Consider the following 23,541-nt stretch of genomic DNA (forward strand, 5'->3'; position numbering starts at 1 on the left):
GGCTCGGCTGATGCGGGTCACCCTCCTCGGCACCGGCGCGGCCGACGGCTGGCCGAACCCGTGGTGCTCCTGCCGATCCTGCTCCGACGCGCGCACGAACGGCGTGACGCGGCGGCAGACCTCCGTCCTGGTCGACGGCGGTGTGCTGCTCGACCTCTCCCCCGCCCTGCCCCCGGACGGGCTCTCGCTGGCCGGCGTGCACACGGTGCTCATCACGCACAGCCACCCCGACCACTGCGCCCCCTTCGGGCTGCTGTGGCGGCACTGGGCGCGCCCGGACGACCCGCTGACGATCGTCGGCCCGGCCGACGCGCTGGAGACCTGCCGTCCGTGGCTCGCACCCGACGCCCCGGTGGAGCTGGTGGTGGCGGAGCCGGGCCGTCCTCTGCGGCGCAGGGACTACGAGGTCCGGGTACTGCCGGCCGAGCACGAGATCCCCGCCGTCCTCTACGACCTGACCTCCCCGGGAGGCGGGCGGCTGCTCTACGCCACCGACACCGGTCCGCTGCCCGAGGCGGCCGTCGAGGCGGTGCGCGGGGCCTCCTTCGACGTCGTGCTGCTCGAGCAGACCTTCGGCGAGAAGCTCGACCACGGCACCTGCCACCTCGACCTGGCCACCTTCCCCGTCCAGGTGGACCGGCTGCGGGCCGTCGGTGCCGTCACCGAGGACACCGCCGTGGTCGCCGTGCACCTGAGCCACCACAACCCCCCGGCCGGCGTCCTGGCCGGGCGGCTGGCGGCGCACGGTGCCCGGCTGCTCCCCGACGGAGCGGAACTGCAGGTGGGGGCCTAACGTCGGCGGACGTGGAATTCCGACGCCTCGGCCGCTCCGGCCTGACCATCTCCGAGATCGCCTTCGGCAACTGGCTCACCCATGGCAGCCAGGTCGAGGAGGACGCCGCCCACGCCTGCGTGCGCGCGGCCCTCGACGCCGGCATCACGACCTTCGACACCGCCGACGTCTATGCCGGGACGAAGGCCGAGTCCGTGCTCGGCCGGGCACTGGCCGGCCAGCGCCGGGAAGGGCTCGAGATCTTCACCAAGGTCTACTGGCCCACCGGCCCCGGGCGGAACGACCGCGGACTGTCCCGCAAGCACATCATGGAGAGTTGCACCGCCTCGCTGCAGCGGCTGCAGACCGACTACGTCGACCTCTACCAGGCACACCGATACGACTCCACGGTCCCGCTCGAGGAGACGATGACCGCCTTCGCCGACCTGGTGCGGCAGGGCAAGGTGCTCTACATCGGCGTCTCGGAGTGGAACGCCGAGGAGATCGCCGCCGGCGCGGAGCTCGCCCGCGAGCTCGGCATCCAGCTGATCAGCAACCAGCCGCAGTACTCGATGCTCTGGCGGGTGATCGAGGACGAGGTCGTGCCGACGTCCGAGCAGCACGGCCTGTCGCAGATCGTCTGGTCACCGCTGGCCCAGGGCATCCTGACCGGGAAGTACCTGCCGGGTCAGCAGCCGCCGCCGGACTCGCGCGGTGGCCACGCCGAGGCCGGTGGGTCGATGAAGCGGTTCCTCCGGAACGAGGAGCTCCTCACCCGCGTCCAGGACCTCGTCCCGATCGCGGCCGATCTCGGGCTGTCCATGGCCCAGCTCGCCGTCGCGTGGGTGCTGCAGAACCCCAACGTCGCAGCGGCGATCATCGGCGCCAGCCGGCCGGAGCAGGTCGAGGACAACGTCAAGGCCGCAGGCGTGACGCTCGAGGCCGACGTCCTCGCCCGGATCGACGAGGTGCTGGGCGACGTCGTCGAGCGCGACCCCGCCAAGGTCCAGCGCGGCGCCTGACGCGGCACCTGATGTGGTGCCTGGCGGCTTCCCCAATCGGTTCAGGAGGCCGCCAGGCCCATCGGGCCGTAGACCTCCCGGTCGCCCTCGAAGAGGGTCACCGTGGCGACGCCCCGGTCCAGCAGGTCGCGCCAGTTCTCCCCCAGCCACGACTCCGCGTCGCCCTGGTTGTCCGCGTCCGGGATCTCCACCCCCAGGGACGACGGATCGACGACCGCTCCGGCCGGGTCCTCCAGGCGCCAGTGCCAGCTCATGCACGCAGGCTAGTGCGCACCGATGCGGTGACGTGATCGACATCCGGGTTACCGCGGCGGTCGCCCGGGCATGGCCCCCTCGACTGAGTGCGAGCGGAGGACACCCATGACCGCAGCTGCCCCACCACCCTCGACCACGGGGGCCACCCGCGCCGACGCGCGCCCGGCCGATCCGGCCGACGCCTCGACCGGACAGCTGGTCACCCAGCTCACCGAGCAGATCAGCCGACTGGTCCGCGACGAGGCCCGGCTGGCCCAGGCCGAGGTCACCCAGAAGGCCAAGCGCCTGGGCGTCGGCGCCGGGCTGTTCGGCGGTGCCGGCCTGTTCGCCTTCCTCGGCCTCGCCGTCCTCGTCGCCGCCGCCGTGCTCGCCCTGGACCTGGTGCTGCCGTCGTGGCTGGCCGCACTGGTGGTCGCCGTCGTCCTCCTGGCGGTGGCCGGTGTCCTGGCGCTGGTCGGGAAGAAGGACGTGGAGAAGGGCAGCCCGCCGGTGCCGACGCAGGCGATCGCCGGCGTCCAGGCCGACATCGCGACGGTCAAGAAGGGACTCTCCCGGTGAGCGCGCCGGACGGCAGCGGCGACGTCGACGCGCTGAAGGCGGAGATCGACGCGACCCGGCAACAGCTGAGCCGGACCGTCGACGAGCTCAGCAACCGGCTCGACGTGCCGGCGCGTACCCGCGAACGGGTGGCCCGCACCAAGGACACCGCCGTCGAGACCTACCGTGAGAGCCCGCCCGCGGTGATCGGTGCCGGTGTCGCCCTGGTCGGCCTCGTGGTCGGATTCATCGTGCTGCGCCGCAGGCGCGCGAACGCGAGGAGGAAGCGTTGAGCAAGGGAGCCAAGCTCGCCTACCGGCCGATCGGCCTGATCGGCGGCATCGTTGCCGGAACCCTGAGCGGGATCGTCTTCAAGCAGTTGTGGAAGGCGATCGCGAACGAGGACGACGCGCCGGGCGCGCTGCAGAGCGAGTACGGGATGAAGGAGGTCGTGCTCGCCGCCGCCATCCAGGGTGCGATCTTCGCGGCGACGAAGGCAGCCATCGACCGCGCCGGCGCCCAGGGCTTCACCAAGCTGACCGGTTCCTGGCCCGGCGACTGAAGAAGGACCCTCCTGCCCCCCACCGCTCGCAGGCTCGCGGCGGGCCCCTGCAGGAGGGCCGACCACGGTCCATCCCGCATCGCGAAGGAGCTCTCATGACCGGCACGAGGCCGCGCGAGAGCTCCGTCGACCGCATCCGCCAGCGGGTCGAGGAGAAGGCCGCCCGCCGGGCGGCCGCGGCGAAGGCCGCCTCCGACGGCGAGCCCGCGGCTGATCCCCACCGGCTCCCGGCAGGCGCTCCCGCGGGCGACCAGCTCCCGGGGATCGACGCCGCGTCGCCGACCGCGATCCCCGCACGCGGCTGGAAGCAGATCGTGAAGCGCGCATGGGCCGAGCACAACGCCGACAACATGCCGATCATCGCCGGCGGCGTGGCCTTCTTCGCCTTCCTGTCGATCTTCCCCGCGCTGATCGCAATGATCTCCATCTACGGGCTGATCGTCAGCCGCGAGCAGGCGGCGGAGCAGGTCGCGGAATTCACGAGCGGGCTGCCCGACGCTGCTCGTGAGCTGATCACCGAGCAGGTCACCGCCATCACCGACGCCGGCGGGGCGCTGACGTGGGGCCTGGTCGTGTCGACCGTCGCGGCGCTCTGGACCGCCTCGGGTGGCGTCAACAACATGGTCAAGGCGGTGAACATCGCCTACGACGAGGTCGAGACCCGCAACTTCGCGAAGCTGCGCGCGCTGTCCGTGGTGCTCACCGTCGGCGCGATCGTCTTCGTCGTGGTGACCATCGGCCTGATCGCCGTGCTGCCGGTGGTCCTCGACGCGCTCGCCCTGGGCGCCGTGGGCACCGTGCTGGCCGAGATCGCCCGCTGGGCCGGCCTGCTCGTCGTCGTCGCGGGTTCGCTCGCCGTGCTGTACCGGGTCGCCCCGGACCGCGACGCCCCGCGATTCCGGTGGGTGAGCCTGGGGTCGGTCGTGGTGACCCTCGTCTGGGCCCTGGTCAGCCTCGGCTTCACCTTCTACGTCAACAACTTCGGGTCCTACAACGAGACCTACGGCGCCATCGCGGGCGTGATCGTGCTGATGCTGTGGCTGTACCTGACCTGCTACCTGGTGCTGCTGGGGGCGGAGATCAACTCGGAGGCCGAGCACCAGACGGGCCTCGACACCACCGACGGCGACCCCCAGCCGATGGGGCTGCGCGGCGCGGTGAAGGCGGACACGCTGCCCGAGAAGGCCGAGCCGGAGAAGGGCGACGACGACCCCACCCGCAAGAACGCGGGCTGAACGATCAGCGGACGTGCGAGGGCACGAACGGCGGCTTGACGACCTCGACCACCTGCGGGCGTCCCCGGACGTCGACGGCGAGCTCCGCGCCCTGCTCGATCCCGGCTCCGGAGTCGAGCAGCGCCAGGGCGATCCCCGTCTTCAGCGTCGGGGAGAACGTGCCGCTGGTGGTCTCGCCCACAGGCTCGCCGGCCGCGTCGAGCACCGCCATGCCCGCCCGCGGGATGCCACGGCCGGTGGCCTTCAGGCCCCACAGCAGCCGGGCCGGGCCGGCCTCGCGCTCGGCCAGCAGCGCCTCGCGGCCCCAGAACGCGGGCTTCTTCCAGCCGACGGCCCAGCCGGCCCTCGCCTGGACCGGCGTGATGTCCAGCGACAGCTCGTGGCCGTGCAACGGGTAGCCCATCTCGGTGCGCAGCGTGTCCCGGGCGCCCAGGCCGCAGGGACGGACACCGAGGTCCTGCCCCGCCTCCAGCAGCGCGTCCCACAGCTCGCCGGCCCGCTCCGCGGCGACGAGCAGCTCGTAGCCGTGCTCACCGGTGTATCCGGTGCGGCAGACGGTGACCTCCGCGCCGCCGGCGCCGGCGCCGGTCACGAACGACATGTAGGAGAGCTCGCCGGGCAGCCCGAGCAGCTCCAGCACCTGCAGGGAGCGGGGGCCCTGGACCGCGAGGACGGCGACCTCCTCGTGCCGGTTCTCCACGGCGACCCCCGCCGGCGCCTCCGCGGCCAGCCGGCCGAGCACGTCGGCGGCGTTCGCGGCGTTGGGCACCAGCAGCACGTCGTCGGGACCGTGCAGGTAGACGATCAGGTCGTCGACCACTCCCCCGGCCCGCGGATCGCCGTCGGGCAGGCAGCACAGCGTGTACTGGGCCTGTCCCGGTCCGATGCGCGACAGGTCGTTGGTCAGGCAGGAGTCGACGAACGCCGCCGCCCCGGGGCCGCGCACCGTGCCGGTGCCCAGGTGGGAGACGTCGAACAGCCCGACGCCCTCCCGGACGGCGGTGTGCTCGGCGAGCACTCCCCCGCCGGCGTACTCGATCGGCATGGACCAGCCCCCGAAGTCGGCGAGCTTGGCGCCGGCGGCGACGTGCCGGTCGTGGAGAGGCGAGGTCAGCGGGCTCACGCGGCCCAACGTATCGGGCGCTCCTAGGATGCGAGCGTGCCGCCGACGATCACCGCCACCGACCAGTCCCTCGAGCAGCTCACCGCCGACGCCGTCGTCGTCGCGGTCGGCAAGGGCCCCGACGGGCCGCTGCCCACGCCCGGGGCCGAGGCGGTCGACCGGCTGCTGGGCGGCCGGCTGTTCAGCGCCCTCGCCGACCTCGGCGCCCGGGGTGGCGAGGACGAGGTCACCCGCCTGCCGTCCTTCGGCAACGGCCCCTACCCCGTCGTGGCCGTCGTCGGCCTCGGTGCCCCCGACGCCGCGGGCAGCTACACCCCCGAGCAGGTGCGCCGCGCCGCCGGTGCGGCCAGCCGGGCGCTGACCGGCCGCCGTTCCGTGGTGACCCTGCTGGCCGCCGTCGGTGGCGCCCCGGACGCCGAGCGGCTGCACGCCGTCGGCGAGGGCGCCCTGCTCGGCGCCTACGAGTTCACCGCGTACAAGTCCGACCTGCCCTCGAACCGGCCGGTGCCGCCGCAGGAGATCACCGTCGTCGTCCCCGGTGCCGCGGAGGCCGAGACCGCGCTGCGCCGGGTGCGGGCGGTCGCCGACGCGGTGTTCCTCGTGCGCGACCTGGTGAACACCCCGCCGAACGACCTCTTCCCCGCCGAGCTGGCCGCCCGCGGCGCGGCCGCCGGCGAGAAGCTGGGGCTGGCCGCCGAGATCCTCGACGAGGACGCGCTGGCCGCCGGCGGTTACGGCGGCATCCTCGCCGTCGGCTCCGGCTCCACCCGCAAGCCGCGGCTGCTGCGGCTGACCTACACCGGCGCCGGCGCGCGGAAGAAGATCGCGCTGGTCGGCAAGGGCATCACCTTCGACACCGGCGGGATCTCGATCAAGCCCGCCGCGAAGATGGAGGACATGAAGAGCGACATGGCCGGCGCCGCGGCCGTGATCGCCACCGTGTGCCTCGTGGCCCAGCTCGGCCTGCCCGTCGAGGTCACCGCCACCGTCCCCATCGCCGAGAACATGCCGGGCGGCGCCGCCTACCGCCCCGCCGACGTCGTCACGTTCCGCAACGGCAAGAAGGCCGAGATCACCAACACCGACGCCGAGGGCCGGGTCGTCCTGGCCGACGCCATCGCCCGCGCGGCCGAGGACCAGCCCGACGCGCTGCTGGAGACCTCGACCCTCACCGGCGCGCAGACCGTCGCGCTCGGCGCCCGCACCTCCGGGGTCATGGGCTCCGACGACCTGCGCGACGCCGTCGTCGCCGCCTCCAAGCGCAGCGGCGAGAGCATGTGGCCGATGCCGCTGCCGCCCGAGCTGCGGCGCGGCCTGGACTCCTCCGTGGCCGACTTCGTCAACGCCAATGCCGACCGGCTCGGCGGCATGCTCGTCGGCGGGCACTTCCTCAAGGAGTTCGTGCCGGACGGCCTGCCCTGGGCGCACATCGACATCGCGGGTCCGGGCTACAACACGAAGGGCGCCTGGGGCTACACGCCCAAGGGCGGCACCGGCGTCCCCGTGCGCACCCTGCTCGCCACCATCGAAGCCCTCATCGCCGACTGAGCCGGCTGGGATCAGGGAACCTGATCATGGCGCGTCCTACCTCGGGGCAGACCGTGAGGGAGGACGCGCCACGGTGAGGGAGGACGCGCCACGGTGGAGGTCTACAGCCGGTTCTGCCTCTGGCGGGACGACCAGTCGCGCATGCGCTGGGGGTAGCCGGTGACCTGCGCGTCGTAGACGGGGATCGCCAGGTCGCGGGAGAGCTTCCGGGCGACGTCGGGGCCGTCGATGCGCCTGCGGGTCCACTCACCGTCGGCCGCCACCAGCACGATCGTGGTCTCGGTGACCGCCGTCCGCGGCTCGACGTAGCCCTCGACGCCGCGACGCGAGCCGACGAACTGCTCCAGGTGGGACAGGTCCGCGCGCTGCGACCCACGGTCGAGGGTGCTCCTCCGGCCGTCGTCGCGCCCTCGTGCCGGGCCACGCCGGCGCCGGCCGCGCAGTCGGTCGAACAGCCCCATGGCCTCTCTCCCGTCGTCCGTCCCTCGCCCTGACGCGCTCGTGATCACCGGCGCGCTCGGGAAGGCAACGGCGCTCCGGGCCGGGTCGTTCCCGGAGTGGCAGGATGGACCCGAGGCCCCGCCCGCTCGAGCGCGGCCAGCCACCGCAACAGAGGAGCAGCACACGTGAGCGCACCCACCTCCCCCGCCGACCTGGTCATCCTCGGCGGTGGCTCGGGTGGCTACGCCGCGGCGTTCCGGGCCTCGGAGCTCGGCCTGAACGTCGTCCTCATCGAGAAGGACAAGGTCGGCGGCACCTGCCTGCACCGCGGCTGCATCCCGACCAAGGCCCTGCTGCACGCCGGCGAGGTCGCCGACCTCGCCCGCGAGGGCGAGCAGTTCGGCGTCAAGACGTCACTGGCCGGCATCGACATGGACGGCGTCAACAGCTACAAGGACGGCGTCGTCGCCAAGCTCTACAAGGGCCTGCAGGGCCTGGTGAAGGCCCGCAAGATCACCTACGTCGAGGGCGAGGGGCGGCTGACCTCCCCGACCACGGTCGAGGTGAACGGCCAGACCTACGAGGGCAAGCACATCCTGCTCGCCACCGGCTCCTACGCCCGCAGCCTGCCCGGCCTGGAGGTCGACGGCACGAAGGTCATCACCAGCGACCACGCGCTGAACCTCGACCGGGTGCCGGCGTCGGCGATCATCCTGGGCGGCGGTGTCATCGGCTGTGAGTTCGCCAGCGCCTGGAAGTCCTTCGGCGTCGACGTGACGATCATCGAGGCCCTCCCCCACCTCGTCCCGCTCGAGGACGAGGCCGCCTCGAAGCTGCTGGAGCGCGCGTTCCGCCGTCGCAAGATCGGCTTCGAGCTGGGCAGCCGCTTCTCCGGCGTCCAGAACACGGAGAACGGCGTCAAGGTCTCGCTGGAGAACGGCAAGGAGATCGAGGCCGAGCTGCTGCTCGTCGCCGTCGGCCGCGGCCCGGTCAGCGAGGGCCTGGGCTACGAGGAGGCCGGCGTGCAGATGGACCGCGGCTACGTCCTCGTCGACGAGTACTGCTCGACCAACGTGCCGACCGTCTCCGCCGTCGGTGACCTCATCCCGACCCTGCAGCTGGCCCACGTCGGCTTCGGCGAAGGCATCCTCGTCGCCGAGAAGGTGGCCGGGCTGAACCCGGCGCCGATCGACTACGCCGGCGTCCCGCGGATCACCTACTCCGACCCCGAGGTCGCCTCGGTCGGGCTCACCGAGGCCCAGGCCAAGGAGCGGTACGGCGAGGTCACGACCCTCACCTACGACCTCGCCGGCAACGGCCGCAGCCAGATCCTCAAGACGACCGGCGCGGTGAAGCTCATCCAGGCCCCCGACGGCCCGGTCGTCGGCATCCACATGGTCGGCAGCCGGGTCGGCGAGCTCATCGCCGAGGCGCAGCTGATCTACAACTGGGAGGCCGAGGCCGACGACGTCGCCAGCCTCATCCACCCCCACCCGACGCAGAGCGAGGCGCTGGGCGAGGCCCACCTGGCTCTCGCCGGCAAGCCGCTGCACGTGCACGGCTGACCCGCACCCCCTTTCCCTGCCCAGCGCCACGAAGGAGTCCCGCCCCGATGCCGACGTCCGTCACCATGCCCGCCCTGGGCGAGAGCGTCACCGAGGGCACGGTCACCCGATGGCTCAAGCAGGAGGGTGAGCAGGTCGAGGTCGACGAGCCCCTCCTCGAGGTGTCGACCGACAAGGTCGACACCGAGATCCCCTCTCCCGCCGCGGGTGTGCTGACCAAGATCCTCGTCGCCGAGGACGAGACCGTCGACGTCGGCGCCGAGCTGGCCGTCATCGGTGGCGACGGCGACGGTGGTGCCGGCGGCGGCGACGAGGCCGCGCCCCCCGCCTCCGCCGAGGACGCCGACACCGGCCAGACCCCCGAGCAGCAGGTCGAGGACGCAGGCCCCGGCGACGCCGACGAGCAGCCGGCCGCGCCCGAGCAGGAGGAGCAGCCGGCCGCGCCGTCCGGTGGTTCCGGTGGTGGCGGCGGCGAGGGCACCCCGGTGACCATGCCGGCGCTCGGCGAGAGCGTCACCGAGGGCACCGTCACCCGCTGGCTCAAGGCCGTGGGCGACGAGGTCACCGTCGACGAGCCGCTGCTCGAGGTGTCCACCGACAAGGTCGACACCGAGATCCCGTCGCCGGTGAGCGGAACGCTGCTGGAGATCACGGTCGACGAGGACGAGACCGTCGACGTGGGTGCGCAGCTGGCCGTCATCGGAGCGGCCGGCGGCGGCTCGGCGCCCGCACCCGCGCAGGAAGCCCCGAAGCAGGAGGCCCCCAAGCAGGAGGCCCCGAAGCAGGAGGCCCCTGCCGAGGAGAAGCCCCAGGCCGCTCCGGCGGCCAAGCCCGCCGCCCCCGCCACCAGCCAGCCCGGTGGCGACTACGGCGCCAGCGGGGCCCAGCCCAGCCAGTCGCCGACGTCCGCGCCGCCGCCGCAGGTCGCTCCTCAGGCACCGGCCGGCCAGCAGTCCGGTGACGGCGGTGGTGACGCCGGCAGCTACGTGACGCCGCTGGTGCGCCGCCTGGCCGCGGAGAAGGGCGTCGACCTCGGCAGCCTCTCCGGCAGCGGTGTCGGTGGCCGGATCCGCAAGCAGGACGTCCTCGCCGCGGCCGAGAAGGCATCCGCGAAGGCCCCGGCCGCTCCCGCCGCCGCCGGCGGTGGCGCCCGCACGCCGTCGCCGGCCGCGATGCCCGACACCTCCATGCGCGGGCGCACCGAGAAGATGTCCCGGCTCCGGACGGTCATCGCCAAGCGCATGGTGGAGTCGCTGCAGATCAGCGCGCAGCTGACGACGGTCGTCGAGGCCGACGTCACCCGCATCGCGCAGCTGCGCCAGCAGGTGAAGGGCGAGTTCGAGGCCCGCGAGGGCGTCAAGCTGTCGTTCCTGCCGTTCTTCGCGAAGGCGGCCGTCGAGGCGCTCAAGGCGCACCCGTCGGTGAACTCGTCCATCGACCAGGAGGCCGGCACCGTCACGTACCACGACGCCGAGAACCTCGGCGTCGCGGTCGACACCGACCGGGGCCTGCTGGTGCCGGTCATCCACGACGCCGGCGACCTCGGCCTCGGTGGTTTCGCCCGCAAGATCGCGGACCTGGCGGACCGGACCCGGTCGAACAAGGTCACCCCGGACGAGCTGGGCGGCGGCACCTTCACGCTGACCAACACCGGCAGCCGCGGCGCCCTGTTCGACACGCCGATCATCAACCAGCCGCAGGTGGCGATCCTCGGCGTCGGGTCGGTCGTGAAGCGCCCCGTCGTCGTCGAGGACGCCGAGCTCGGCGAGGTCATCGCCGTCCGGTCGATGGTCTACCTGGCCCTGACCTACGACCACCGCATCGTCGACGGGGCGGACGCCGCCCGCTTCCTCACCACCGTGAAGGAGCGGCTCGAGGCCGGTCAGTTCGAGGGCGAGCTCGGGCTGTCCTGACAGCACCTCGACCGGGGCCTCGGCATCCGCCGAGGCCTCGGTCGCGTTCCGGGGGGATCGCGTTCCAAGGGGGATCGAGGGAGGTAGCTCGTGAAGGTCGCCGTGTCCGGCGCTTCCGGGATGATCGGCAGTGAACTCGTGCCCGCGCTGCGCGCCGACGGCCACGAGGTCCTGCGGCTCGTCCGCCGCACGCCACGCACCACCGACGAGCACCGGTGGGACCCCCAGGTGCACCGCATCGACCCGGCGATCCTGCAGGACGTCGACGCGGTCGTGAACCTGTCCGGCGTCGGGGTCGGCGACCGCCGGTGGAACGCCAAGCACAAGCGCGCCGTGCTCACCAGCAGGGTGGAGACGACCGCGACGCTCAGCCGCGCGCTGGCCGCAGCCGCCGCCGAGGACCCTTCCCGGCCGCGCGTCCTGCTCAACGCGTCAGCGGTCGGCTGGTACGGCGACACCGGTGATCGGGTCGTGGACGAGGACGACCCGGCCGGCCAGGACTTCCTGGCCCGTGTCTGCACGGACTGGGAGGCGGCGACGGGCCCCGCGGCCGAGGCCGGCGTCCGGGTGGTCACCCTCCGCACCGGGTTGGTCCTCGGGAAGGGCGGGCTGCTGGCCCGCATGCTGCCGATCTTCCGGCTCGGCCTGGGGGGACGACTCGGCGACGGCCGGCAGTACGTCCCGTGGATCAGCCAGCAGGACGAGCTGGACGCGATCCGCTTCCTGCTCACCAGCTCGGTGAGCGGCCCGGTCAACCTGACCGCACCCCACCCGGTGACCAACGCCGAGTTCACCCTCGCGCTGGGGCGCGCGGTTCGCCGTCCGGCGAAGCTCGTGGTGCCCGGCTTCGCGCTCCGGTTGGTGCTGGGCGAGTTCGCCCAGGTCGGTGCGCTGGCCGGGCAGCGCGCCGTGCCGACCAAGCTCCAGGCCGCCGGCTACCGGTTCACGCACACCGATCTCGACAGCGCGCTGCGCGCCGCCCTGACCTGACCCGGCTCATCCCAGCCGCTCCACGCTCTCGATCCGCCACCCGTCGACCGTGCGGAGCAGCACCATCCGGGCCGGCGTGGGTGCCCGCGCGGGCTCCGTGCGCAGCGCCGGTCCCTCCGGATCGTCCCGGGCGACGACCTCGTAGCTCGGCCAGCCGTCGGAGAACCGCAGCTCCGTCCGGTCGGGCGCGAGGGAGACGACCGCGACGTCGTGAACCGCGGGCGCGAAGCCGCGCAGCGCCTCCCCCGTGGCTGCCAGGGCCCGGGCGTGCTCCTCGTCCGCTGCACGCTGCGGACTGCCCTCGGCCCACACCCCCGCGAGCGGGTCGGCCGACGCCGACGCGAAGGCCTGCGCCCGCCGGCCGTACAGCCCGGTGACGACGTCGGTCCACTCCTGCGCGGTGACCGGTTCCCGGGCCGCCTGGTCCGGGGCCGCGGCCGGGGCGGTTGCGGTGACCTCCGACGTCCCGTCACCCTCCCCCTCCGCCCATCGCACGCCCAGCCAGCCGGTGAGACCCAGGACCGCGACGACGACGGCGGCGACGGCGACCGGCCGGAGCAGCGCAGCCGCCCGGCGGTCGTCCAGGAGCTCACGGAGCCGCTCCATCCGCCCGGCCGGCTCCCGAACCACGTGCGCCGGGCGCGGCCGGCGGCCCGGGACGACGTGCGTGAGCTCGGTGCGCGGATCCGAGCCGCGCCGCGGGGCAGCGGCGGTCAGCGCCACCGGTTCCGGCCGGCAGGCGTGCCGCAGGTCCAGGGCGAAGGCGGCCGCCGAGCCGCGCTGGTGCGGATCGGCCGCGAGCCCCCGGCCGATGACCTCGAGCAGGGCGGGCGGCGCCTCCGGGGCCAGCTCCGCGAGGTCGGGGAGGAACCCGTGCGCCGCGACGACCAGCGTGTCGGCGGGGGTGGCCGCGTTCCACGGCGCGATGCCGGTGAGGGCGTGGAAGGCCGCGGCGGCGACGCCGAACACGTCCGACGCCGGTCCCGGCGCGCCGCCCCGGGCGACCGCCGGGTCGACGTAGGCGGGTGTGACCTCGGCGGCCGACGTCTCGCCCAGGATCCGCCCGACACCGAGGTCGGTGAGCACCGGCCGGCCCTCGGCGGTGAAGACGATGTTCCCCGGCGAGAGGTCGCCGTGCACGATCCCGTGCGCGTGGGCGTGGGCCAGGGCCGCGGCCATCGGCGCGCAGACGGTCACCACCTCACCGGGGTCGAGCCGGCCGCGGGCGGCCAGCAGCGCGGAGAGGCTGCCGCCCTCGAGCAGGTCGAGGACGAGCGCTACGCGGGGGGCCCCGCCGCCGCGGCGCGGCTGGTGGACGACCTCGATCAGCCGGACGAGGTGGGGGTGGTCCAGCTCCCCGAGCAGCGCCGCCTCCCGTGCCTGCCGCTGGGGGTCGCCCTCCACCAGCACCTTGATCGCCACGGGTGCACCTCCGCGGCGCGGCACGGCCCGCCACACCTCGCCCGAGCCGCCCCGCCCCAGCGGCTCCTGCAGCGTGTAACCGGGGACGACGGGTGGCGCGGCAGCCGGTTCGGCGACGGACATGTCCGGGACCGTAAGCCGATCCGGGCGGACGGCGGGCCGGTTGTCCACAGGGGCGGGCCGGCGCGAGGCGTCCGAGGCGCCGGCCCCCGTCAACCGCCCGGTGGACGCGGAGCTCGGGTCCTCCGGGGCAGGCTCGACCTGTCCCGGCATCTGGCCGGGTCCCCCTCACTGCCCCCACGAGAGAGACCCGGCCATGGCTGACCCCTTGATGACCGTGCACGTCCTGGCCGGCACGGCCGGCTTGCTGCTCGGGCCAGGGTGGCTCCTGGCTCGCGCCCACGGGCGGGCCGCCCGGCGAGGCGCAGCGGCCTACCAGGCCTCGGTCGGCGTGGTCAGCGCCAGCGGCGGAGCCCTCGCGGTCACCACACCCGGATTGCTCTGGCTGCTCCCGGTGGCGGTGCTGACCCAGGCGCTCGCCCTCACGGGCGCGCTCGCCCGCCGGCGGGCCTGGCCACGGTGGCAGACCGCGCAGCCGCACCTGCTGGGCGGGTCCTACATCGCGCTGGTCACCGCTCTCCTGGTGGCCGAGACGGGAAACTGGCTCTTCTGGGTGCTCCCCGCGCTGGTCGGTCAGTTCCCCATCGCCGTGGCCAAGGAGCGCCTGCACGGAGCTCATCCGTCGGCTGATCGGGTCGCACCGGCCTAGGCTGGAGCGGTGACCGAACTGCGGGTGATCCGCGCGGGCCTCGTCCCCTACGAGCACGCCTGGGAGATGCAGCGGGAGCTGCACGGACAGCGGGTCGCCGGCACGGGTGCCGACACGCTGCTGCTGCTGGAGCATCCGTCGGTCTACACGGCCGGCAAGCGCACCGAACCGCACGAGCGCCCCGCGGACGGCACTCCCGTTGTCGACGTCGACCGCGGCGGCAAGATCACCTGGCACGGTCCCGGCCAGCTCGTGGGCTATCCGATCGTGGCGCTGACCGACCCCGTCGACGTCGTCGCGTACGTCCGCCGGCTGGAGGGCGCCCTCATCGAGGTGTGCGCCGGCTTCGGGGTGACCGCGGGACGGGTCGAGGGCCGCAGCGGCGTCTGGTTGCCGGCAGATCCGGCGACCGGCCGTCCCGAGCGGAAGGTCGCGGCCATCGGCATCAGGGTGGCTCGCGGGGTCACCATGCACGGCTTCGCGCTCAACTGCGATCCCGACCTCGGCGCCTTCGGGGCCATCGTCCCGTGCGGCATCCCCGACGCCGGTGTCACGTCGCTGTCCGCCGAGCTGGGGCGGGACGTCTCCGTCGCCGACGCGCTCGACCCGGTCGAGGCGGCGGTGCGCGCCGTCCTCACGACCACGGTCCCCGCCTGACGGGGTCCGGTCTCAGCCGAGCACGAAGTTGACCAGCCGGCCCGGGACGGCGACGACGCGGCGGACGGTCGCCCCGTCCAGGTAGCCGGCGATCTTCTCGTCGGCGCGCGCCGCCGCCTCCAACGCCGCGGCGTCCGCATCGGCGGGCACCGACACCTGCGAGCGCACCTTGCCGTTCACCTGGACGGCGACCTGCACGGTGTCCTCGACCAGCCAGCGCTGCTCGGCCACCGGGAACGGCGCCCAGGCCACCGAGCCGTCGTGCCCCAGCCGCGACCACAGCTCCTCGCCCAGGTGCGGCGCCAGCGGCCCGACCATCAGGACCAGCGGCTCCACGACCGACCGCGGCACCGGCGAGGAGGCGCCGTAGGTCTGGGTCAGGTGGTTGGTCAGCTCGGTGATCCGGGCGATGGCGATGTTGAACCGCAGCGTCGAGTAGCCGTCGCGGACGCCGTCGATCGCCCTGTGCAGCGCCCGCAGCGTCTCCTCGGCGGGCTCGACGTCGTCGGCCGCGCGGACGGCACCGGAGACCTCGTCCACGACCACCCGCCAGATCCGCTGCAGCAGCCGCTGCGAGCCGACGACGGCCTTGGTCTCCCACGGCCGAGACTGCTCCAGCGGGCCGGTGGACATCTCGTAGACCCGGAAGGTGTCGGCGCCGTAGGCGTCGATCATCTCGTCCGGCGTCACCATGTTCTTCAGGCTCTTGCCGATCTTGCCGTACTCGCGGTCGACCGGGTTGCCCTCGTGGAAGAAGCGACCGTCCTTCTCCACCACCTCGGCGGCGGGCACGTAGAAGCCCCGCTCGTCGGTGTAGGCGTAGGCGGAGATGTAGCCCTGGTTGACCAGCCGGCGGAACGGCTCCTCGCTGGAGACGTGGCCCAGGTCGAACAGCACCTTGTGCCAGAAGCGGGCGTACAGCAGGTGCAGCACCGCGTGCTCGACACCGCCGACGTAGAGGTCGACGCCGCCCGTGTCGCCCGGCTCGCGCGGCCCCATCCAGTAGCGCTCCAGCTCGGGGTCGACCATGCGCTCGTCGTCACCCGGGTCCAGGTAGCGCAGGTAGTACCAGCACGACCCGGCCCAGTTGGGCATCGTGTTCGTCTCGCGGCGGTACTTCTTGGGCCCGTCGCCCAGATCGAGCTCGACCGTGGTCCAGTCGGTGGCGCGGGACAGCGGCGGTTCCGGGGCGGAGTCGGCGTCGTCGTCGGCGAAGGTCTTGGGCGAGTAGTCGTCCACCTCGGGCAGCAGCACCGGCAGCATCGAGGTGGGTACGGCGACGGGCCGGTCGTCCTCGTCGTAGACGATCGGGAACGGCTCGCCCCAGTACCGCTGGCGGCTGAACAGCCAGTCGCGCAGCTTGTAGGTCGTGGTCGCCTCGCCGGCGCCCTTCCCGACGAGCCATTCGGTGACCCGGGCGATGGCTGCGGCCTTGTCCAGGCCGTCCAGCGAGATCTCGTCGTTCGCCGAGTTGATCATCGGGCCGACGCCCGTGTAGGCGCCGCCCTCGAAGTCGGCGGGCGGCTGCACGGTGCGGACGACGGGGAGCCCGAAGGTCTCGGCGAACTCGAAGTCGCGGGCGTCCTCACCGGGCACGGCCATGATCGCGCCGGTGCCGTAGCCGGTCAGCACGTAGTCGGCGATGAACACCGGCAGTTCGCGGCCGTTCACCGGGTTGACCGCGCTGACGCCCAGCCAGACGCCGGTCTTCTCGCGGCCGGCGTCCTGGCGGTCCAGCTCGGAGCGGCGGGAGGCCTGTCGCTGGTACTCGCGCACGGCGTCGGCCGGGGTGGCCGCTCCCCCGGTCCACCGGGGGTCGGCGTCGGCGGGCCACGCGGCGGCCGTCAGGGACCCGACCAGCGGGTGCTCCGGCGCCAGCACCATGTAGGTGGCGCCGAACAGCGTGTCCGGGCGGGTGGTGAAGACCTCGATGGTCTCCCCCACGTCTGATCCCAGGGCTTCGCCCCCACCCACCCGGAACCGGATCTTCGCGCCGGTCGATCGGCCGATCCAGTTGCGCTGCATCAGCTTCAGCGAGTCCGACCAGTCCAGCCGGTCCAGGTCGGCCAGCAACCGGTCGGCGTAGGCGGTGATCCGCATCATCCACTGCTTCAGCGGACGCCGGAACACCGGGAAGTTGCCCCGCTCGGAGCGCCCGTCGGCGGTGACCTCCTCGTTGGACAGCACCGTGCCCAGCCCCGGGCACCAGTTGACCGGGGCCTCGTTCAGGTAGGCCAGCCGGTGCGCGTCGACGACGGTCTTCTTCTCGCGCTCGTCCAGCTCCGCCCACGGACGGCCCGAGGGGTTGGTCCCGGCAGCGGGCTCGCGCGTGCCGGCGTCCAGCTCGGCGACCAGCTCCTCGATCGGCCGGGCCTTGTTCGCGTCCTCGTCGAACCAGGAGCCGAAGATCTGCAGGAAGATCCACTGCGTCCACTTGTAGTAGCCGGGGTCGATCGTGGCGAACGTACGCCGCTGGTCGTGGTCGACGCCCAGCCGCCGCAGCTGCGCACTGATCGCGGCGATGTTGGCCTCGGTGGTGACCCGCGGGTGCTGCCCGGTCTGCACCGCGTACTGCTCGGCGGGAAGGCCGAACGCGTCGTAGCCCATCGGGTGCAGCACGTTGTCGCCGTCCATCCGGCGGAACCGGCTGGTGACGTCGGTGCCCAGGTAGCCCAGCGGGTGGCCGACGTGCAGGCCCGCACCCGAGGGGTACGGGAACATGTCCATCGCGAAGAACTTGGGCCGGTCGGCGACCTTGTCGAAGCCCGCGCTCAGCCGGCCGGTCGGGTTCGGCGTGTGGAACGTGCCCTCGGCCTCCCAGCGGTCCTGCCAGCCGAGCTCGATCTGCTGCGCCAGCGCCGGGGTGTAGCGGTGGGGAGGCAAGTCACCGGCCGGATGCTCGGCGTGGTGCTGGTCGGCGGTCTGGCTCATCGCTGGTGCTCCCGGAAGTGTGCGGCACGCTCGTACCGGCGGCAGACATGAAGAAACCCCTCACGCAGGAGGGGTCGCCGTGCTGGTCCGGACTGCTCAGATCAGCACGGCCGGCGAAGCAGGAGCCGCCTGGTCACGCGGCCAGCCTACTCCGGCGCCCTCCCGGGACGTCGGACGGACACCGCCGGCGGCGTCTCACCCTTCCGGGTCGAACCCCTCCGGCGCCGGTCCTGGCCGGGCGTTCCCGAGCCGATGGACTCACCGTGTCCGGTCTCCGCGCGCTGAAGGGTGGACGGCGCCTGCTGTCTCCCAGCGGGCTGCTGGTCCTCACGGTCGTGTGCGTCCTGGCCTACGCCACCGGTGTCGGTCCCCGCCCCGCCGGCCCGGTCTGGGACGGCGCCTACGACCGGGTCCTCTACAACCTCGCGTACCTGCCCGTCGTCGCCCTGTGCTGGACGGCCGCAGGCCGCGCCCCCGCCGACCGCCTCGCCTGGCGGGCCCTGTCGGTGGCCTTGCTGCTCAGTACCGCCGGTAACGCGTTGCGCACCTGGCAGGCCGGCCCGGACGGCGCCGCGAACTCCACCCTGGCGGTCGACGCGCTCAACCTGGCCGGGTACCTGACGCTCTACGTCACGCTGGTGGCGCTCATCCGCGCCCGCGTCCCCCGCTTCCACCCGAGCATGTGGCTCGACGGCGTCATCGGCGCCCTCGGCGCCGCGGCGGTCGGCGTCGCCTTCCTCATCGGCCCCTACCTGGACCCCGCGCCCGGCCGGGACCCGGTCCCGCTGGTCCAGCTGGGGATGCCCGCCACCGACGTGCTGCTGGTCGCGATGCTCTTCGCCGTCGGCTCCATCCTCGGCATCCGTCTGGACCGCACGCTGGGCCTGCTCGTCCTCGCGCTGAGCTTCATCTTCGTCGGCGACCTGATCCTGTTCTCGCGCACCGTGAACGGCACGTACGTCGACGGGGGCCCCCTGGAGCTCACCTGGCTGTCCAGCGTCACGCTGGTCGCGCTCGCCGCCTACCTCGCCCGCTCGGCCCCGCCGGCCAGCACGGAGGACGGCGCCCGGCTGGGATGGCGGCTGCTCGCCGTCCCGCTGGTCTGCCAGCTGTCGAGCCTCGTCGTCCTGATGGTCGGCTGGGGCGACGAACTGCCCGTCGGAGCCGCCTGGCTGGCCATCGGCTGCAGCCTGGCCGCCATCGCCCGCACTTTCACCACGTTCCGCGAGGTACGTGCCTACAACGAGGTGCGCGAGCAGGCGCGGACCGACGAGCTGACCGGGCTGGCCAACCGCCGGGTCCTCCTGGAGCAAGGGCAGCGCGTGCTGGTCACCGCCACGGCCCGCCGTCCCGCCGCCCTGCTGCTGCTCGACCTCGACGGCTTCAAGGAGGTCAACGACAGCCTCGGGCACACCGCCGGCGACCAGTTGCTGCGGCAGATCGGCCCCCGACTGCTGCCGGCCCTGGGCCCGGACGAGGTGCTCGCGCGGCTGGGCGGCGACGAGTTCGCCGTCCTGCTGCCCGACGCGACGCTGGAGCAGGCCCAGGAGCGCGCCGAGCGCCTGCGAGCCCTGATCCTCCAGCCCTTCCCGGTCGAGGACATCCGGCTGCACGTCGGCGTCAGCATCGGCGTGGCCACCGCGCCGGTCCCGGCCGCGACGGTCCAGGAGCTGCTGCGCTGCGCGGACGTCGCGATGTACGCGGCGAAGGCTGCCCGCGAGGGCGTGCACGTCTACGTCCCCGATCCGCACGGCGGCAGCGGGGACCGGCTCCGGACGATGGAGGACCTGCGTACCGCGCTGCGGGGCGACGAGCTCCTCGTCCACCTCCAGCCGCAGGTCGCCTTCGCCGACGGCAGCGTCGTCGGCGTCGAGGCCCTGGTGCGGTGGCAGCACCCGGTCCGCGGGCTGCTCTCCCCCGCCGAGCTCCTGCCCGCCGCGGAGCAGGCCGGACTGCTGCGGCCGCTGACCGACAAGGTCCTCGAGCTCGCACTCACCGCCGCGCAGGGCTGGTGGTCGACCCACGGCGTGCCGATCTCGGTGAACCTCGCGGCCGCCGACGTGAACGACGTCGACCTGCCGGCCAAGGTGCAGGCGGCACTGGACCGACACGGCCTGCCCCCCGAGGCCCTGATGCTCGAGCTGGTCGAGGACACTCTGATGGCCGACCCCGAGCGCGGCCGGCAGGTGCTCGGCGCGCTGCGCCGCCTGGGCGTGCGCACCTCGATCGACGACTACGGCACGGGCTACAGCTCGCTGGCCTACCTGCGCCACCTGCCCGCCGACGAGCTCAAGCTCGACCGCAGCCTGACCGCGGACGCGACCGACGACCTGCGGGCGGCGACGATCATCCGGCACACCGCGGCACTCGCCCACGATCTGGGCCTGCGCCTGGTGGTCGAGGGCGTGGAGGACGCGGCGAGCTGTGCTGCGCTGGCCGGCCTGGGCTGCGACATCGCCCAGGGCTACGCCATCGCCCGCCCGATGCCGGTGGCGGACTTCCGACGCTGGCTGGAGCAGCCCTCGCACCCGCTGGTGGACGTGCAGCACTCGGGCCGGCACTGACGCCCGGTCAGACCGCGACGACCGGCCGCCGTGAGGGTCGAGGCGTGCGCGCCACGTCGGTCAGCGCGAGCCAGCGGGGCAGGGCCCGGCAGGCCTGCGGCTCCCCGAGCAGCTCGAGGGAACCCGACCGCAGCGCCGTCGCCCAGTCGACGTCGCCGCGCCACACGCGGGTCAGCGTCCGCAGGTCCGATCGAACGGTCACCCGCACCGGGAACCCCGGGTCGACGTCGCACACGTCCACGCCGTCGCCGGTGATCACGATCCACCAGCAGCGCTGGGCGGGGAGCTCCGGGAACTCGAAGCCGATGGCCGTCCGCCCGTCGGGCACCGCTTCCGCGTCGACGTTGCGGTGCATGTCCCACAGCAGCAGGTGCGGGTCGAGGTCCCTGTCGCCGAGCTCGGGCACCCAGCGCACCCCCCACCGGCCGACGGCCTCGACGATCGGTGCCAGCTCCAGGCCGGCGTCGGTGAGCCGGTAGCTGACCCGGTTCCCCTCCTGCCAGCGCTCCACGACCCCGGCCCGGGCCAGGGTCTGGAGCCGCTTGGAGAGCAGCGCCGGGGACATGCGCGGCACGCCGCGCCGCAGGGCGTTGAAGTGCCGGCTGCCCAGCATCAGCTCGCGGACGACGAGCAGCGTCCACCGCTCGTCGAGCAGCTCCATCGCCTTGGCCACCGGGCAGAACTGGCCGTACTCCGAGGGCATGAGCCCTCCCCTCACCCCGCTGGTGGGATGCGCCGACCGTAGGACTCCGGCCGCGCACGGGGAAGTGCCGCCGGCGCGGTACAGATGCAGTACCGGCCGGCTACAGATCCAGCACTGGGGACGGCGGCCGGTGCGGCGGGACCGTCGGTCCATCCCGATCCGCAGTTCTGGAGACCGCCATGACCGCCACCGCCCCCGCCCCCGTCACCGCTCCGCGCACGCTCGCCGAGACCGCGCCCCAGGTCCTCGCGCTCGTCGCGGGCTACGTCGGGCACCGCACCGTCTCGCTCGGCCTGCGCAGCGGATTGCTCCGCGCGCTGGCCGACCGACCGGGGAGCACCGCCGACGACCTCGCCGACGCCCTGTCCCTCGATCCCTTCTACGTCTCCGTCTGGTGCCGGGCCGCGTTCGGGGCCGGCGTGCTGGAGCGCGCCGACGGCGGCTACCGCCTGGGTGACCACATGGCGACGCTGCTCCTGGCCACCGGCTCCCCCGCCTTCGTCGGCGGTGTCTTCGGCGTCTGCGAGGCCGGGGAGGTGTTCGACCGCTTCGAGGCGTCGCTGTCCAGCGGCGAGCGCATGTGGTGGGAGGACACCAGCCCCGAGTGGATCGCCGCGGTGGCCGGGACCGGCACGCCGTTCTACACGCGCCTGGTACCCGGCGGGCTGGAGCGGGTGCCCGGCCTCGCCGAGCGGCTCACCGCCGGGTGCACCGTCGTCGACACCGCGTGCGGGGCCGGGGTGGGCGCCATCCGGCTGGCCACCACGTACCCGCGCTGCACGGTCGTCGGCGTCGACGGCGACGCCCACTCGATCGACCGGGCCCGCGAGCGCATCGCTGCGGCCGGCCTGGCCGGCCGGATCACCCTGGTGCACAGCGCACTGGAGGACATGGCACTCGGCGAGCAGGCGACGCTGGTGATCAACAACATCTCGATGCACGAGTGCCGCGACATCGACCGCGTGGCCGCGAACGTGATGGCCGCCCTCGAGCCCGGTGGCTGGTTCGTCGTCTCCGACTTCCCGTTCCCCGACACCGACGAGGGACTGCGGAGCACCCCGGGCCGCGTCATGAGCGGCATCCAGTTCTTCGAGGCGCAGATCGACGACCAACTGCTCCCCCGGTCGGCCTACGACGACCTGCTGACCCGGCACGGGTTCACCGACCTGGGTTCGGCGCAGCTCACGCCGATGCACGCCCTCACCTGGGGCCGCCGGCCGTGACCGGACGGGGGCGCCTCAGGACAGCTGGGGCGCCACCTCCGCGGCGACGAGGTCGAGGTGGTCGAGGTCGGCGAGGTCGAGCACCTGCAGGTAGATCCGCTGCGCGCCGGCCTCGGCGTAGCGGCCGATGACGTCCACCGCCTCGGCCGGCGTCCCGGCGACGCCGTGCTCGCGCAGCTCGTCGACCTCCCGGCCGATGGCGGCGGCGCGCCGGGCGAGCTCCGCCTCGTCCTTGCCGACGCATAGGACGAGGGCCGAGCTGTACACGAGCGACGCGGGGTCGCGACCGGTCTCGTCGCAGGCCTCGCGCACCCCGGCGAAGAGCCGGGCGTTGTCCGCGGCGGACATGAACGGCACGTTGAACTCGGCGGCGTAGCGGGCCGCCAGCCGCGGCGTGCGCTTCTTCCCGCCGCCGCCGACCAGGATCGGGATGCCACCGGACTGGACCGGCTTGGGCAGCGCCGGAGAGTTCGACAGCTGGTAGTGGCGGCCGTCGAAGTCGAACGTCTCCCCCGGCGGCGTGCTCCAGAGACCGCTGATGATCGCGAGCTGCTCCTCGTACCTGTCGAACCGCTCGCCCAGCGACGGGAACGGGATGCCGTAGGCGGCGTGCTCCTGGCCGAACCAGCCCGAGCCGATGCCCAGCTCGACCCGCCCGCCGCTCATCTGGTCCACCTGGGCGACGGAGATGGCCAGGGGCCCGGGGAGGCGGAAGGTCCCCGCCGTCATGAGCGTGCCCAGCCTGATCCGGCTGGTCTCGCGGGCCAGCCCGGCGAGGGTGACCCAGGCGTCGGTGGGGCCGGGCAGGCCGTCGCCGCCCATGGTCAGGTAGTGGTCGGAGCGGAAGAAGGCGTCGAAGCCGGTCTCCTCGGTGCGCCGTGCCACGGCGAGCAGGTCGTCGTAGGTGGCGCCCATCTGGGGTTCGGTGAAGATCCGCAGCTGCACGCCCCGACGCTAGCGAGGCGTGGGTCACTCCGCGCTCCGACCTGCGGTCTCGGGGTGTGCTCACCGCCGCCAGCGGGCAGGATGGCCCGAAGACGATCTACGAAAGGTGCAGCTCGTGTTCCGCAAGAAGACGCGCGGTCAGGTCATCGGCACCGAGCTCCAGGAGGGTTTCGCGCACATCGGGACGGCGGCGACCGAGGCCGGTCGCCTCGCCGTCGAGCAGCTCGGCCCGCGGATGGTGGCCGCCCGCGAGGCGGCCGCGCCCCGCATCGACGCCGCTCAGAAGGCAGTCGCGCCCAAGTTCGCGGCAGCCGCCGCCGCGGCCGCACCGGCCGTGGCGAGCGCCCGCGAGACGCTGGCCCCG

General features: G+C 73.6%; 22 protein-coding genes. 15 read left to right on the top strand and 7 right to left on the bottom strand.

The annotated features are described in order from the left end of the window. Positions 1-10 precede the first annotated feature (10 nt). Together BN344_RS01625 and BN344_RS01630 are read left to right on the top strand one after the other, a co-directional pair. Positions 11-793 carry an MBL fold metallo-hydrolase gene (locus BN344_RS01625; RefSeq protein ID WP_040336762.1) on the top strand — a complete coding sequence of 261 codons (783 nt, stop codon included), beginning with the start codon at positions 11-13 and terminating at the stop codon, positions 791-793. 11 nt (positions 794-804) lie between these two features. Further along, on the top strand, positions 805-1,794 hold the full coding sequence (locus BN344_RS01630; RefSeq protein WP_040336763.1) for an aldo/keto reductase family protein: 990 nt from the start codon (positions 805-807) through the stop codon (positions 1,792-1,794). 41 nt (positions 1,795-1,835) lie between these two features. Here BN344_RS01630 and BN344_RS01635 read toward each other — a convergent pair whose 3' ends face one another. Beyond that, entirely contained in the window at positions 1,836-2,048 is a 213-nt protein-coding gene (locus BN344_RS01635; protein ID WP_040336764.1) for a hypothetical protein, read from the bottom strand. 106 nt (positions 2,049-2,154) lie between these two features. Between BN344_RS01635 and BN344_RS01640 the strand changes: the two genes are divergently transcribed. From BN344_RS01640 to BN344_RS01655, 4 genes are all read left to right on the top strand, one after another. Beyond that, entirely contained in the window at positions 2,155-2,607 is a 453-nt protein-coding gene (locus BN344_RS01640) for a phage holin family protein (RefSeq protein ID WP_040336765.1), read from the top strand. Beyond that, positions 2,604-2,879, top strand: coding sequence for a DUF3618 domain-containing protein (locus BN344_RS01645; RefSeq protein ID WP_040336766.1), 276 nt, complete (start codon positions 2,604-2,606; stop codon positions 2,877-2,879). Before BN344_RS01640 ends, BN344_RS01645 begins: the two co-directional genes overlap by 4 nt. Next, complete coding sequence (locus BN344_RS01650) at positions 2,876-3,148, top strand: DUF4235 domain-containing protein (protein ID WP_040336767.1); 273 nt, start codon at positions 2,876-2,878, stop codon at positions 3,146-3,148. The genes BN344_RS01645 and BN344_RS01650 overlap by 4 nt, the downstream gene beginning before the upstream one ends. A gap of 95 nt (positions 3,149-3,243) precedes the next feature. Beyond that, positions 3,244-4,383: a YihY/virulence factor BrkB family protein gene (locus tag BN344_RS01655; RefSeq protein WP_040336768.1), complete on the top strand. Its 1,140-nt coding sequence runs from the start codon at positions 3,244-3,246 to the stop codon at positions 4,381-4,383. A 4-nt stretch (positions 4,384-4,387) separates the two neighbouring features. Here the strand turns inward: BN344_RS01655 and gcvT are convergent, their stop codons facing one another. After that, positions 4,388-5,506, bottom strand: a complete 1,119-nt coding sequence (gene gcvT / locus BN344_RS01660) for a glycine cleavage system aminomethyltransferase GcvT (RefSeq protein WP_040336769.1) — start codon at positions 5,504-5,506, stop codon at positions 4,388-4,390. A gap of 36 nt (positions 5,507-5,542) precedes the next feature. Here gcvT and BN344_RS01665 point away from each other — a divergent pair, with 36 nt between their 5' ends. Beyond that, positions 5,543-7,054 (top strand): leucyl aminopeptidase, encoded by a 1,512-nt coding sequence (locus BN344_RS01665; protein WP_040336770.1) that lies wholly within the window; start codon positions 5,543-5,545, stop codon positions 7,052-7,054. A gap of 101 nt (positions 7,055-7,155) precedes the next feature. On the opposite strand, the gene BN344_RS01670 is transcribed toward BN344_RS01665, so the two are convergent. Next, a complete protein-coding gene (locus tag BN344_RS01670; protein ID WP_040336771.1) occupies positions 7,156-7,515 on the bottom strand; it encodes a hypothetical protein in 360 nt (119 codons plus the stop codon). Between the two features lie 165 nt (positions 7,516-7,680). On the opposite strand from BN344_RS01670, the gene lpdA reads away from it, so the two are divergent. The 3 genes from lpdA to BN344_RS01685 all read left to right on the top strand — a co-directional run bounded on the left by lpdA (position 7,681) and on the right by BN344_RS01685 (position 11,963). After that, positions 7,681-9,060, top strand: coding sequence for a dihydrolipoyl dehydrogenase (lpdA, locus tag BN344_RS01675; RefSeq protein WP_040336772.1), 1,380 nt, complete (start codon positions 7,681-7,683; stop codon positions 9,058-9,060). Between the two features lie 47 nt (positions 9,061-9,107). Beyond that, on the top strand, positions 9,108-10,973 hold the full coding sequence (sucB, locus tag BN344_RS01680; RefSeq protein ID WP_040336773.1) for a 2-oxoglutarate dehydrogenase, E2 component, dihydrolipoamide succinyltransferase: 1,866 nt from the start codon (positions 9,108-9,110) through the stop codon (positions 10,971-10,973). Positions 10,974-11,063: 90 nt separating this feature from the next. Next, positions 11,064-11,963 (top strand): TIGR01777 family oxidoreductase, encoded by a 900-nt coding sequence (locus BN344_RS01685; RefSeq protein WP_040336774.1) that lies wholly within the window; start codon positions 11,064-11,066, stop codon positions 11,961-11,963. Between the two features lie 6 nt (positions 11,964-11,969). Here BN344_RS01685 and BN344_RS01690 read toward each other — a convergent pair whose 3' ends face one another. Continuing rightward, on the bottom strand, positions 11,970-13,508 hold the full coding sequence (locus BN344_RS01690; protein WP_040336775.1) for a serine/threonine-protein kinase: 1,539 nt from the start codon (positions 13,506-13,508) through the stop codon (positions 11,970-11,972). 193 nt (positions 13,509-13,701) lie between these two features. Between BN344_RS01690 and BN344_RS01695 the strand changes: the two genes are divergently transcribed. Together BN344_RS01695 and lipB are read left to right on the top strand one after the other, a co-directional pair. Then, positions 13,702-14,154 (top strand): hypothetical protein, encoded by a 453-nt coding sequence (locus BN344_RS01695; protein ID WP_040336776.1) that lies wholly within the window; start codon positions 13,702-13,704, stop codon positions 14,152-14,154. A gap of 9 nt (positions 14,155-14,163) precedes the next feature. Further along, on the top strand, positions 14,164-14,811 hold the full coding sequence (gene lipB, locus BN344_RS01700; RefSeq protein WP_040336777.1) for a lipoyl(octanoyl) transferase LipB: 648 nt from the start codon (positions 14,164-14,166) through the stop codon (positions 14,809-14,811). 12 nt (positions 14,812-14,823) lie between these two features. Here lipB and leuS read toward each other — a convergent pair whose 3' ends face one another. Then, positions 14,824-17,742: a leucine--tRNA ligase gene (leuS, locus tag BN344_RS01705; protein WP_051515412.1), complete on the bottom strand. Its 2,919-nt coding sequence runs from the start codon at positions 17,740-17,742 to the stop codon at positions 14,824-14,826. 263 nt (positions 17,743-18,005) lie between these two features. On the opposite strand from leuS, the gene BN344_RS01710 reads away from it, so the two are divergent. Then, the gene (locus BN344_RS01710; protein WP_051515413.1) at positions 18,006-20,306 is read left to right on the top strand and encodes a putative bifunctional diguanylate cyclase/phosphodiesterase; all 2,301 of its coding nucleotides are present in this window, start codon (positions 18,006-18,008) and stop codon (positions 20,304-20,306) included. Positions 20,307-20,313: 7 nt separating this feature from the next. On the opposite strand, the gene BN344_RS01715 is transcribed toward BN344_RS01710, so the two are convergent. Next, the gene (locus BN344_RS01715) at positions 20,314-21,009 is read right to left on the bottom strand and encodes a winged helix-turn-helix transcriptional regulator (RefSeq protein WP_040336778.1); all 696 of its coding nucleotides are present in this window, start codon (positions 21,007-21,009) and stop codon (positions 20,314-20,316) included. 179 nt (positions 21,010-21,188) lie between these two features. On the opposite strand from BN344_RS01715, the gene BN344_RS01720 reads away from it, so the two are divergent. Next, positions 21,189-22,232: a class I SAM-dependent methyltransferase gene (locus tag BN344_RS01720; protein ID WP_040336779.1), complete on the top strand. Its 1,044-nt coding sequence runs from the start codon at positions 21,189-21,191 to the stop codon at positions 22,230-22,232. Positions 22,233-22,247: 15 nt separating this feature from the next. Here the strand turns inward: BN344_RS01720 and BN344_RS01725 are convergent, their stop codons facing one another. Further along, complete coding sequence (locus tag BN344_RS01725) at positions 22,248-23,177, bottom strand: LLM class F420-dependent oxidoreductase (protein ID WP_040336780.1); 930 nt, start codon at positions 23,175-23,177, stop codon at positions 22,248-22,250. Between the two features lie 115 nt (positions 23,178-23,292). Here BN344_RS01725 and BN344_RS20040 point away from each other — a divergent pair. Then, the coding region (locus BN344_RS20040; protein WP_197022208.1) for a hypothetical protein at positions 23,293-23,541 on the top strand (249 nt) is incomplete at its 3' end.

It is taken from the genome of Candidatus Blastococcus massiliensis AP3 (assembly GCF_000582785.1).
GTDB lineage: Bacteria > Actinomycetota > Actinomycetes > Mycobacteriales > Geodermatophilaceae > Blastococcus > Blastococcus massiliensis.

Bases quoted from the DNA above. Each gene is read 5' to 3' on its own strand.
- BN344_RS01625 (WP_040336762.1), top strand. From the start codon at position 11: ATGCGGGTCACCCTCCTCGGCACCGGCGCGGCCGACGGCTGGCCGAAC.
- BN344_RS01635 (WP_040336764.1), bottom strand. From the start codon at position 2,048: ATGAGCTGGCACTGGCGCCTGGAGGACCCGGCCGGAGCGGTCGTCGAT.
- BN344_RS01640 (WP_040336765.1), top strand. From the start codon at position 2,155: ATGACCGCAGCTGCCCCACCACCCTCGACCACGGGGGCCACCCGCGCC.
- BN344_RS01655 (WP_040336768.1), top strand. From the start codon at position 3,244: ATGACCGGCACGAGGCCGCGCGAGAGCTCCGTCGACCGCATCCGCCAG.
- BN344_RS01670 (WP_040336771.1), bottom strand. From the start codon at position 7,515: ATGGGGCTGTTCGACCGACTGCGCGGCCGGCGCCGGCGTGGCCCGGCA.
- sucB (WP_040336773.1), top strand. From the start codon at position 9,108: ATGCCGACGTCCGTCACCATGCCCGCCCTGGGCGAGAGCGTCACCGAG.
- BN344_RS01690 (WP_040336775.1), bottom strand. From the start codon at position 13,508: ATGTCCGTCGCCGAACCGGCTGCCGCGCCACCCGTCGTCCCCGGTTAC.
- BN344_RS01695 (WP_040336776.1), top strand. From the start codon at position 13,702: ATGGCTGACCCCTTGATGACCGTGCACGTCCTGGCCGGCACGGCCGGC.
- leuS (WP_051515412.1), bottom strand. From the start codon at position 17,742: ATGAGCCAGACCGCCGACCAGCACCACGCCGAGCATCCGGCCGGTGAC.
- BN344_RS01715 (WP_040336778.1), bottom strand. From the start codon at position 21,009: ATGCCCTCGGAGTACGGCCAGTTCTGCCCGGTGGCCAAGGCGATGGAG.
- BN344_RS01720 (WP_040336779.1), top strand. From the start codon at position 21,189: ATGACCGCCACCGCCCCCGCCCCCGTCACCGCTCCGCGCACGCTCGCC.